At 34.7% G+C, this 11747-nt stretch carries 10 protein-coding genes and 1 pseudogene; 8 read left to right on the top strand and 3 right to left on the bottom strand.

The annotated features are described in order from the left end of the window. Positions 1–198 precede the first annotated feature (198 nt). Positions 199–519, bottom strand: coding sequence for a thioredoxin (trxA, locus tag LNQ34_RS09925; protein ID WP_487312998.1), 321 nt, complete (start codon positions 517–519; stop codon positions 199–201). A gap of 241 nt (positions 520–760) precedes the next feature. Here trxA and LNQ34_RS09920 point away from each other — a divergent pair, with 241 nt between their 5' ends. The 6 genes and pseudogenes from LNQ34_RS09920 to LNQ34_RS09900 all read left to right on the top strand — a co-directional run bounded on the left by LNQ34_RS09920 (position 761) and on the right by LNQ34_RS09900 (position 7830). Further along, on the top strand, positions 761–3223 hold the full coding sequence (locus tag LNQ34_RS09920) for an AsmA-like C-terminal region-containing protein (protein WP_229999495.1): 2463 nt from the start codon (positions 761–763) through the stop codon (positions 3221–3223). Between the two features lie 305 nt (positions 3224–3528). Then, entirely contained in the window at positions 3529–5175 is a 1647-nt protein-coding gene (locus tag LNQ34_RS09915; protein ID WP_229999493.1) for a DNA cytosine methyltransferase, read from the top strand. Positions 5176–5222: 47 nt separating this feature from the next. Further along, on the top strand, positions 5223–5831 hold the full coding sequence (locus LNQ34_RS09910; RefSeq protein WP_070906036.1) for a hypothetical protein: 609 nt from the start codon (positions 5223–5225) through the stop codon (positions 5829–5831). Positions 5832–5842: 11 nt separating this feature from the next. Beyond that, complete coding sequence (locus tag LNQ34_RS09905) at positions 5843–7381, top strand: DUF262 domain-containing protein (RefSeq protein ID WP_229999491.1); 1539 nt, start codon at positions 5843–5845, stop codon at positions 7379–7381. Between the two features lie 149 nt (positions 7382–7530). Beyond that, positions 7531–7617 (top strand): annotated as a pseudogene (locus tag LNQ34_RS23540) (very short patch repair endonuclease); the annotation flags it as partial. A gap of 12 nt (positions 7618–7629) precedes the next feature. After that, entirely contained in the window at positions 7630–7830 is a 201-nt protein-coding gene (locus LNQ34_RS09900) for a DUF559 domain-containing protein (RefSeq protein ID WP_346432365.1), read from the top strand. 95 nt (positions 7831–7925) lie between these two features. Here LNQ34_RS09900 and LNQ34_RS09895 read toward each other — a convergent pair whose 3' ends face one another. Further along, positions 7926–8159 carry a hypothetical protein gene (locus LNQ34_RS09895; RefSeq protein WP_229999490.1) on the bottom strand — a complete coding sequence of 78 codons (234 nt, stop codon included), beginning with the start codon at positions 8157–8159 and terminating at the stop codon, positions 7926–7928. 618 nt (positions 8160–8777) lie between these two features. Here LNQ34_RS09895 and LNQ34_RS09890 point away from each other — a divergent pair. After that, positions 8778–9092, top strand: coding sequence for an HPF/RaiA family ribosome-associated protein (locus LNQ34_RS09890; RefSeq protein ID WP_070906039.1), 315 nt, complete (start codon positions 8778–8780; stop codon positions 9090–9092). Between the two features lie 54 nt (positions 9093–9146). Here LNQ34_RS09890 and LNQ34_RS09885 read toward each other — a convergent pair whose 3' ends face one another. After that, entirely contained in the window at positions 9147–9803 is a 657-nt protein-coding gene (locus tag LNQ34_RS09885; RefSeq protein WP_229999488.1) for an NAD(P)H-binding protein, read from the bottom strand. 749 nt (positions 9804–10552) lie between these two features. Between LNQ34_RS09885 and wrbA the strand changes: the two genes are divergently transcribed. Continuing rightward, positions 10553–11713 (top strand): NAD(P)H:quinone oxidoreductase, encoded by a 1161-nt coding sequence (gene wrbA, locus LNQ34_RS09880; protein WP_229999486.1) that lies wholly within the window; start codon positions 10553–10555, stop codon positions 11711–11713. Positions 11714–11747: the final 34 nt, after the last annotated feature.

Below are 11747 nucleotides of genomic sequence, written 5' to 3'. Positions count from 1 at the left end.
TTAATACCGATTGTATATTCAATATAGTCCAATTGCATTGTACTATTTTCATATTACATCGGCATTATATCAAAAAGCATTGGACTAAAATATAAGTAAAATTGATATAAAAAGATTTTTCAATCTGTTAAAAACCTTTAAACATAAAAAAGGTCCGACTTTCGCCGAACCTTCTTTATATAAATTATAATCTTTCGATTACAACAAAGCGTCTAAACTATCTGCGTAGGTTTGTTTAGGAGCAACTCCTACTTGTTTCCCTACTACTTCACCGTTATGAAAAACCAAAACAGTTGGTATATTACGAACACCGTATTTTGCAGCAAATTCCTGGTTAGCATCTACATCTACTTTACCTACTACAACTTTACCTGCGTATTCGTCGCTTAATTGGTCAATGATTGGACCAACCATTCTACAAGGACCGCACCATGCTGCCCAAAAATCTACCATTACCGGTTTATCTGACTTCAAAACTACTTCATCAAAAGTAGCATCTGTAATTGCTAATGCCATAATTTTTTGTCTTTTAAAATTATTGTCTGAATTGTTTCGTTTCAAACTAGACCACAAATTTAAAAATTAAATACAAATGAAACACCATAACCAAATTAGTTTTCATTATAAATGTATTGTCATTAATTATATTCATTCAAAAAGTGAAAATTATAAGTTTTAACCTACTCAAGTCTGAATTCTATCTTTTTAAAGAAACCTCCATATTTTCCCTTATCTTTAAGGATTCAGAAAATTCTTCCCGATGAAAGCAGCTTTACTCCACATCAAAAACTTTTTTCAATCGCTTCATTTAAAAAAATACGCCAGACGTTTTGGCTTTTTCACATTAGGAATCATTGCGTTACTCCTTCTTGCCTGTGGTGGATTATCGATTTATTTTAACCAAAATAAGACTGAAATTATCACTAAGATCAACTCCAAAATCAATGAAAACATCAACGGTAAATTTCATATTGGAGATTTTCATTATAAGTTTCTGACTGGTTTTCCCAACTTTACTTTGGCCTTAAAGGAGGTTGAAGTCAAAGACAATCAATGGCCCACACACCAGCATACTTTATTAAAAGCTAAAGAAATTGAGGTGCGCCTGAACATTTGGAGTTTGGTACATGACGAAATCAACATTCGTAAAATCCTCATCAACGACGCGGCTATCTATGTGTATAAAGCGCCGAACGGCTACTCGAATGCCAATATCTTTAAGCCGAAAAAGAAAAAAGCACCGGAAGACCAATCAGATACCGAAACTACAATTGACCAGATTGAACTAAACGGAGTTCATTTTACGTTAAACAATTTGCTTGGGCATAAATTGTTTGATTTTGATGTCGATCGCTTACAATCGAAAGTAAAGCATGACGGCGACAACTGGCAAACCGACGTTTATCTAAACACCCAAATTAAAAGTCTTGCTTTTAATACCGTACACGGAAGTTTTGCAAAACAAAAAGAACTCAAAGGTACTTTTGCAGTAGCTTACTCTGCTCCAAAAGAAAGAATTGACGTGGTGACTAAGGGCCTAAAAATTGGAACAGACTCTTTTGATATCATCGCTTTTTTTAATCTGGCTAAAGGAAATGCACTTTTCGGAATCAATATCAGTACGTCTATTTTGTGGCAAAATGCGTCGAATTTATTATCGACAAACATCAGTTCCAAGCTTAACCGATTTAATCTGAAAAAAGAAATTGAGGTGAATTGCGACATCAAAGGCGACTTTAATGCCGAAGGTGATCCCAGAATTGTCGTTCAGGCAATTGCCAAAAACAACGAACTTTCTATACCGGATGGATTGATTAAAGACTGTCACTTTAAAGGCATTTTCACCAATAATTTCAAACCAACGGCCGGTTATAACGATGCCAATTCGGCTATTATTTTAACGAAATTTACGGGGGAATACGAAAACATTCCGCTTACCATTCCGCAATTGTCGATCAATAATCTCGAGAAACCGCTGGCCACCGGAAATCTAAGTTCTGATTTCGATATTGAAAGACTCAACCAAATAAGCAACGACAAGTGGATTCAGTTTACAAGCGGTCATGCCAAAGCCAACCTTGCGTTTCAGTTTGACATTGTTGATCTGTTCATTACCAAACCGCGTTTTATTGGCAAAATAGATGTTGACGATGCCTCGTTTCATTATATTCCGAAGAATGTTCGTGCCGTAAAAACCAACATTCATCTTGACTTTACCGAGAAAGCTTTACTCATCAAACAAATTGCTTACAAACACAATAAGAATACGATTTTCATCGAAGGAGAAATTGACAATTTCCTGAACCTCTATTATGATGCTCCCGAAAAAATGATTGTAAACTGGAAAATCTATTGTCCTAATATCGATCTCAAACAATTTCTGGGCGTTCTGGCCAGTTCACAAAAAGTAAAAGGCTCGGCCAAGACTGCCAAAAGACCCACGATTTCGAATCACCTGAGAAGTGTAATCGACAAATGCTCGGTGGTGATCGATATCAAAGCCGACAAAATCAATTACAACAAACTCGTTGCCACCAATACCACAGCCCGAATTCAGATGCTGGACTCGAAACTGCTCATTAAAAACGGCTCGCTGCAAACGTCCGGAGGCACTATTACTTTTGACAGTGAAGTGGTGCCAAACGGAAAAAACTATGCTTTCAGTTCGAATGCTCAGGTAAACAGGGTCGAAATTGCAAGCTTTCTGAAATCGTTTAACAATTTCGGGATTCAGTCTTTTAGCCCCAACAACATCAAAGGAAAACTAACGAGTACAGCCAGCGTAAACGGTTTTATCAATAGTCGTGGCGAATTGATTAGCAACTCGATGCGCGGAAAACTGGATTTTAAAGTCAATCAGGGCGCTTTGGTTAACTTTGAGCCTATTGTGAAAATCGGCAAGTTTGCCTTTCCGTTTCGCGATGTTGAGAACATCACCTTTAGCCATTTGTCCGGCCAACTTAATATGCGCGGAGAACAGATCGATATCAACAATCTCACGATAAGTTCCAACGTGCTAAACATCGATGTCAACGGAATTTACTCTTTTGGCCGAGGCACCAATCTCGCCCTCACCGTCCCCCTTCGAAACTCTAAAAACGACGCCAAACTCGCCACCCAAGCCGAACGCGACGCCGTCCGCGAACGTGGGATCGTCCTGCATTTACTCGCCATTGACGATAACGGAAAAATGAAAATTAAGTGGGGGAAGAGGGATAAGTAGAATTATTCGCAACACCATTCCCACCCAGTCTTGTCATTCTGAGGAACGAAGAGTCACACCAGTAACTCGACAAAGGCTTGCCACTCTAAGCGAAGTCGAAAAGTCGTTTGCAACCTGGAATTTGGGATTTAAAAATATTGGAATTTCAATTTCAAGGAGCCATTTCCTGCTGTCCACTCTATCTTTTGCGGCGAACCCCGCCGTAAAAGGATGCCGCTCCCATCAGGGCTAGAAGTTTTGGTTTCGTGAGAAAATTTAATATGAGAGATTAAAATAAAAACGTCTCATAATTTCAAAAAGTTACTATGTTAAACTATATTTACATCTCTAAAATTAATTATAATATCACATTGACACATATTGAGCTGTTTGCAGGATGCGGGGGAATGAGTCTAGGATTAGATTCCGCTGGATTCGAGTTGTTTTTTGCTAATGAATTATCTCCTATGGCGGGAGAAACTTTTGCATATAATATTTTAAATGAAAACTTACAATCTCTTTCACAAAAAAAAGAAAGCGCCATTAAATCACTTTGGATTAAAAGTAATTATCCAAAAAACGATTTAGAGAATAGATTGCGCGAGAATCCCTTTTCTACTTCAAATGGAAATTTCTCTGATCTACAAGAAGATATCAACCTAAAAGAAAAACTACTGATAGGAAATATTGATCATTTATTAGATTTTCTTAATGAAAATCCAGCAATCATACAGGAACTAAAAGAAGAAAACATTGATCTAATTTCTGGTGGCCCTCCTTGCCAAAGCTTTAGTCTAGCAGGAAGAAGGGAAAAAGATAATCACAAAAACCAACTACCTCTTTCTTTTGCAAAATTTGCAGGACTAGTACAACCTAAAACAGTTTTGTTAGAAAATGTTAAAGGAATAACATCCCCTTTTACCGAAGGAGAGGATGAAAACAAGCAAAAATATTACGCTTGGTTGGAAGTTTCAAAAGCATTTGTTTTAGAAGGTTTTGTCCCTATTTGTATGATGTTGAATTCAAAATATTTTGGGGTTCCTCAAAATAGACCAAGATTTATTTTACAAGCATATAGAAAAGACATATTTGATAATTTAAAGCAATTGCATTTAAATAATGAAATTCTTTTAATTTCTGAGAGATTCTATAACTTAGTAATTGCTAACAATAATAATCTAGAAAAGATTTCGATAAAAGATTTTAAATATTATGATATCGAAAACAATCCAGAATTATTCAATGGAATAATTTTACCCAAAATATCTCATTTAAATGATGACTTTATTACTACTTATGATGCCATTGAAGATATAAAGAATGCATCCATTAAATATGAATTAAACAAAACCAACGGTCAATATCCTAATTTAATCAACAGCATATTTTCTTTTGATTTAGATAATTCAACTCAAATTAGAAATCATGAAGAAAGAAATCACAACTTTTTGGTCAAATCGAGATTTCGATTCTATCAAGTAGTAGATCAATTTCAAAATGGATTAAAAAAAGATGCCATCGATTTATTTACTGGTAAAACCATTTCAAAAAATCAACTAGATAAATTAAACGTTGAATTTTCTAAACATAAATTATTGTTTATTGAAAATAATATAGAGGTTTATAAAGCCCCTAAAGATATTGAAACAATAGAAGCTTTAATTAAATCTATACCAACACGTAAGCACTCACAAAGAGCTTTAAGAAAATTTGAGCCCGCCCCTGCACAATTAACTATTCCGGATGACTTATGTCATTATGATCCCGACGAACCTCGTACTCTAACTGTTCGTGAAATGGCTAGATTTCAATCTTTTCCAGACTGGTATGAATTTAGATCTAAAGTAACAACAGGTGGTAAAATGAGAAAATTTGAAGTCCCACAATATACCCAAGTGGGAAATGCGGTACCGCCCCTCTTAGCACTTGCGTTAGGTGAATTAATTAAAATACAAATACAATCTTTACAATAAATAAAGAATATTTAATAAATTGCTTTGATTCTAAAAACAATACAATAATGATCGTAGATGATTTCAAAAACCACTGTATAAATAATAAGTGTGATATTGTTGTTCAAAAGTGTCTTATAGAAGATACTTCTTATTTTTTTAATGAAATAGCAATAGGTGAAGAATTTAATTTCAAAAAGGACATTGCTAATATACTTAATGTACATATACGTGATATTGTAATTGTAGGATCTGGAAAACTAGGATTTAGCTTAAAACCTGATAACTCTAATACTGGGCTATATTTATTTAAAGAATTTGATCACAATTTTAATTATTCAAAAAAAGGAAAAAAATCTGATCTTGATGTAGCAATTATTTCTTCTCACTTATTTGATTCAGAAATAAAAAATCTATATGATCACACTAATCATTATGACACAGATAATTTATGGGCAGACAGAAATAGCTTCGCCAAATATGTTTTAAAAGGAAAATTAGCCATAAGATTTCTGCCAATTGAGTTTCCATTAACAAAAGGAGTTTTACAAGTTCAGGAAAAATACAAAATGAATTATGGCCGAGAAGTAAATCTAGAGATCTATAAGTCTTGGCATTTTTTCGAAACATACCATCAAGAAAACATCAAAAAGATACAAGTTAACCTAATTAGCTAAATACCACAAACATGAAATTAAAAGCAAGTATAACGTCAAACAGCATGAAACTGATTGATGTGTTTAATAAAATAACTTCTGGAGCACTAATAACAGGTCCCGATTTTCAAAGAAAATTAGTTTGGAAAAAACAACATAAATATGCTTTTATCAAAACCATTTTATTAAACTTTCCTTTTCCAGAGGTTTACATTGCTAGTTCTGAAGTAGATGTCGTAACCCTACAAGCTAAAGAAATTGTTGTAGATGGACAACAAAGATTAACTACAATTGTAGATTATATAAAAGGCTCTGGAGACTTTGCTAACCAGAATCAAGTAACTCCTTTTGATGAATTAAGCATAGATGATAAAAAAGATTTTCTAAATTATTCTGTAACCGTAAAAGACTTAAAGGACATCGGTATAGATAATATTAAAGAGGTATTTAAAAGAATTAATAGTACTGATTATTCGCTAAACTCAAATGAAATTCTTAATGCACAATTTGGCGACGGTGAATTTTCAATATTTTGCAAGCAGATTGTTTATAAAGATTTTGAACCTTCAGAAGAAATTACAGATGTTATTTTAGATAGTAATACCAAAACAAAACTTAATTCTTTTTTCGAGGATAAAAAAATATTTAGCGATAATGATGTAAGAAGAATGTTTGACATACAATATATAATGTTACTAACATCAACAATTTTAGAAGGCAAATACTTTGGAAGAAGCACTAGGATTAATCATTACTTAGAAAAATATAATGGAAGTTTTGATGTTCATCAATCCATTTTAGACAAAGTAATTAAATCTATTCATTTAATTGACAGCCTTAAACTTTCATCAAGTAGTTATTGGTTTAACAAAGCAAATCTATTTACTCTAATAATTGAATTTAGCAAAGTAGATGAAAATCTTATAGATTTGGATATTTTAGAATCAAAACTATTAGAATTAGAAAAAAAAGTTGATGTATATTTTACTGATGAAGACATAAGCATGATCTCTGACGAGGAAAGAAAGTATTTCGAATTCGCAAGACAAGGAAGCCATGAATTGGCTGCAAGAGAACATCGCGCAAAAGTAATAAGAGATTTAATAACAGAATCTACAGCTAAAGCCGAAGGCGAAGCTAAAGCCGAAATTGAAATTGAAATTGAAATTGAAAATAAAAATCTGGAAATGTTAGCCAATCATAATATTGACTTTTCTATTCTTATTCCAACAGAAACAGGCCTAAAAAAAAGTATAATGGATGCTGTATCTGGAGTTAGAGAATTTTTAAAAACAAATGACCTTCATAATTATGAAACTCAAGAATCTGGGCCAGATCACAAAAAAAAACTAGAAGGTTATTTTATTACTGATACAGATAAAATTAAAACTGAAATCTCATTATACCGCTCAAATGGAAGGGGGGATTTTAGAATATGGTTCAGTGACTTAAAATCTTTTGTAAGTGAAAAAGAGGAATTAGCTTTATTAAACATTGAAAAAACTATCTATATATTAAACGTATCAAGGTATAATTATGAAGACAATCCTAATTTAATTACGAAAGCATAATAATAAATTTAATATTTTAACTACGGATTATGGGGCTCCTTACTCCTTAACAACGTTCCAAACTAATGAGTGCTACACACAGCACCAACACAAATGACGAAGTTCGTTTGACAAAAGCTTTATAGTCTTTAGTATAACGTTATCACAGAAATAATAAAACTGTATTTGGAAGACCTGATTTTATCTTCAAGAAAATCAAATTAGTCATATTTGTTGATGGAGAATTTTTTCACGGTAAAAACTGGGATATTGACAGAAATCGTATCAAAACAAATAGCGAATTCTGGATTAAAAAAATTGAACGGAATATTCAGAGAGATGCTGAAGTCAATACACATTTAGAAGCCCAAAACTGGAAGGTTTTTCGTTTTTGGAGTAATGACATCAAAAAGAATTTGGATTCCTGTATTATTGAAATTCAAAAAGCAATTGCAGAAAGACAAGTTTGACAATTGTTGCGAAGCCACTTGCGAAGATTTCTCATTCTTCGAAATGACAAAACTGAACGGAAATAAAAAAGCCACTTCACAGTGGCTTTTCAAGTTTATTCAACATCCAGATAAGGATTTAAAATTTCGGCTAATTGATTGAGCCAGTAAAATCCATTTTGGAGGTTTGTTTTCTCGGATTGAAGGGATTCGTGTTCCTGCATTACGCTTAAAGCAAGCGCATAGTTTACCTGACGAATGGTTTTAGCCATTGTTTCAGGATCGATCGAATTGCTGAAAAAATCAGCCAACCTCAATTCGGTTTCTTTGGTGAAGGTGTTTGTACTCATAATCTTTACTTTTAGGGAATATAAAACCCGCATGACTTAGGTGTCCTACGCTGTAAAGATAGCGTTGCAGTTGTTTCCAATACCGCCACCGTACCACACGGGCAAGAAATTTTTCTGAGTTCATAATCTTTACTTTTAGGACTGCGAAGATAGGAAAATCGAAAAAGTTATGGAGGGTTTTCTTAGTTTTTAACTTAATGACCGGGGCTTCGACTTCGCTCAGCCTGACACTCAATGTGACACTCTGCATGCCGATCAGCCTGGTGCTAGGCGTGTGATTTGTTTCGACTTCGCTCAGCCTGACACTCAATGTGACACTCAATGTGACACTCTGCATGGCGCTCAGCCTGACACTGGGCGTGTGATTTGCTTCGACTTCGCTCAGCCTGACACTGGGTGTGACACTCTGCATGTCGCTCAGCCTGATACTAGGTGTTATTTCTCTCTTCGATCGAAATGACAAACCCGAAGGAGTTTCTGGTGTGATTCCTCATTCTTCGGAATGACAAAACGGGCGTAAAAAAAGCATAATTTATTTCTTAATGTTTTATTAACCTATTTGTGTTTTTGTCTAAAAAAAGATAGCTTTGAGAGACAATCATTAAATACAAACCAATTATGAAAATTCAGATCAATACCGACAAGAACATCGAAGGACACGAAAGATTAGAAGCTTATTTCTCTGGTGAATTAGAAAAAGGCTTGAAGCGTTTTGAAGATAAAATTACCCGCGTTGAAGTTCATTTTGGAGACGAAAACGGGGAGAAATTTAGTCTGCACGACAAAAAATGTGTGATTGAAGTTCGTACTGCAAAATTACAACCAGTAACCGTTACAGACCATGCCGATACGCTTGAAAAAGCTTTTATTGGTGCATTGGCGAAGGCAAAAAAATCTTTAACTACTACTTTCGAAAAAATGAAAGCGTATTAATTTATATCCCATCCATAAAAAGGACCTTATCTCTAATCCGGATAAGGTCCTTTTTTATTTTAGTAAAGTCGTCATTTCATCCCAGTGTACTATTCTTACTTTCTGATCCAATTGCTCTGCGCTTTTTACCATTGCTTTGGCGATATCTTCAGCCTCTATTCCTTTGTATTTACTTAGGCTCCCCATAAATATTGGGTTGATCCATTTGAATATTCCGATGAATACTTTTTCCATCGGTCGGCTTTCTTTTCGGTCTCCTAAAATCATCGACGGACGAAAGATACAAGTATGTTCTAAATTCAGACTGATGATCCCTTCTTCGGTTTCTCCTTTTAACTTGGTGTAAAATATCGACGATTTCGCATTGGCACCAAGAGCCGAAACCAAAAAAACCGCTTTTGCTCCATTTTCTTTCGCCAGTTTTGTTGCCAAAATTGGGTAATCGTGATCGATTTGATAGTATAACTTTTTGTCTGGTGTTTTCTTCTGTGTAGTACCCAGAGCGATAAAAACTTCATCGGCTTGAATGTCCTTCACCACTTTGGATAAGGAGTTAAAATCACCTATCAGTGTTTTTAATTTGGGATGCTGGATATTTAGATCCTTCCTTACTACAATTATTACTTGTTCGTAGTTATTGTTGTTTAATAAATTGTCGAGAATATAGGAACCTACTAGCCCGCTTGCTCCGTACAGAATTGCTTTTTTCATAAGTAAGGCGATTTGTTTGCTCGAAGTTAATTTTTTTTTGCCACAGATTTCACAGATTAGAATGATTACTTTTTTTTGTTTCTCGCAGATTAAGCAGATTTTTTCTGTGCTTTTATTTTTCTGAACACACAGCTATTTGAGAGAAATGTGTTTACTTTTTTCTCGCAGATTCAGCAGATTGAGCAGATTTTTCTGTGCCTTTTTTGAATACATAGAAACATAGAATTTATTTCTTTAGAAAAGGTGAATAAAAAATTCCGCCACGAATTCACGAATTATTGCTTTATAATAATTCGTGAATTGCTTCGTCGATTCGTTATCGTTCGGGTTTGCAGATAACGCAGATTTTTTTCTATTCTTTTTAATCTAAAGCTCCGACGGAGCGATATATCTATAGACTAATTTGAGTATGCGTTGTTCTAATCCAGCTCCAGCGGAGCGACATATAATTTTAGCACAATTTGATAGGTCACCCCGATGGGGTTCTGTTGATGTGCATTTTTAATTTCCTATAAATTTATTGCTCCTCCGGAGCTCTAAATATATTATTCTTGATTTTTTTTATAAATATATTCGTCCTGATGGGACCTAAAATAAATTATACCCAAAAACCTTAATTAAGATAATAATAACGCTTTTTGATATTGTAAGAAGTAATTTTGCACTCCCAAAAGAGAAACTTGGTTGTCAAAATAGAACAAATTTCTTAATTGAGATTATCCATTACAAATTATTTAAAATTACCCCTCATGAAAAAGCAACTACTGCTATTATTAACAGCTCTTTTTATAGGTTTTGGTTCAAATGCGCAAGTAAAATCAGCTGAAACCAATGTGCTGGTTTTGATCTATTCTCAAAACGGCGGAACTTATAAAATGGCCAAATCTATTGCCGAAGGAATTCAGGAATATCCCAATGCAAAAGCAATCATAAAACGTATTCCTTCGATCAATTCAAAAGAAAAACTGAATGCTGATGTAGAAAAATTACCCATTGCAACTATCGACGAATTGGCCAATTATGACGGAATCGCATTTGGAAGTCCTGTTCACTTTGCAAATATTAGTGCCGATATGAGTTACTTCTTCGGCCAGAGTATTCCGCTTTGGACTTCAAGAGCTCTGGAAGGAAAACCAACTACTGTGTTTATGTCGGCAGGATCGGGAGCCGGAAAAGAGGCTGCGATTTTATCGTTCTGGAACATCCTAGCCTCACATGGAATGGTAATCGTACCTACGGGAATCATGGGAACAGCAACTTTAGATAAAACGATTCCTCAGGGAAATACTCCGTTTGGAGCTACTTCATTGGCAGGATCTGTCGGAACGAGACCTTCTGCAGGCGAATTGAATTTGGCCAAAGAACAAGGAAAAGCTTTGGCGAGAGCAGCCTTCGGTTTGAAAAATACTGAAACGATTAAAGCCGCAAAAACAACTTCGATTGAGGCTAAAAGCGATATCAACAAAACCTTAAGAGACAATAACATTACGCTTCCTGAAGCTCCTAAACCGGTTGGGAATTATGTTCCGTTTACGATTTCAGATCATAAAGTATACATTAATCAGGTGGCTTTAAAAGACGGAAAGATTCTGAATCCCGGTAAAGTTGGCGCAACGGTTACGGATGATCAGGCCAAAGAAGCTACGTATCAAACGATGCTAAATGTAATTGCGGTACTAAAAGAAGCCTGCGGAGGAGATTTAAATAAAGTAAAACAATGTGTACAGTTAACAGGATATTTTAATACCATTCCGGAATATACGCAACATGCAGCCCTTATGAATTCGGCTTCAAATTTAACGGCTTTGGTTTTTGGAGAAAAAGGAAAACATGCCAGAGCGACCATTGGTGCTGCTTCGTTACCGATTAATTCGGCTGTAGAAATTCAGGCGATTTTTGAAATTGAATAAAACAATCTTTTATACATTGTCGCCCTTCGACTAC

The organism is Flavobacterium lipolyticum (assembly GCF_020905335.1).
Lineage (GTDB): Bacteria > Bacteroidota > Bacteroidia > Flavobacteriales > Flavobacteriaceae > Flavobacterium > Flavobacterium lipolyticum.
This window is presented reverse-complemented; position numbering and strand designations above follow the sequence as displayed.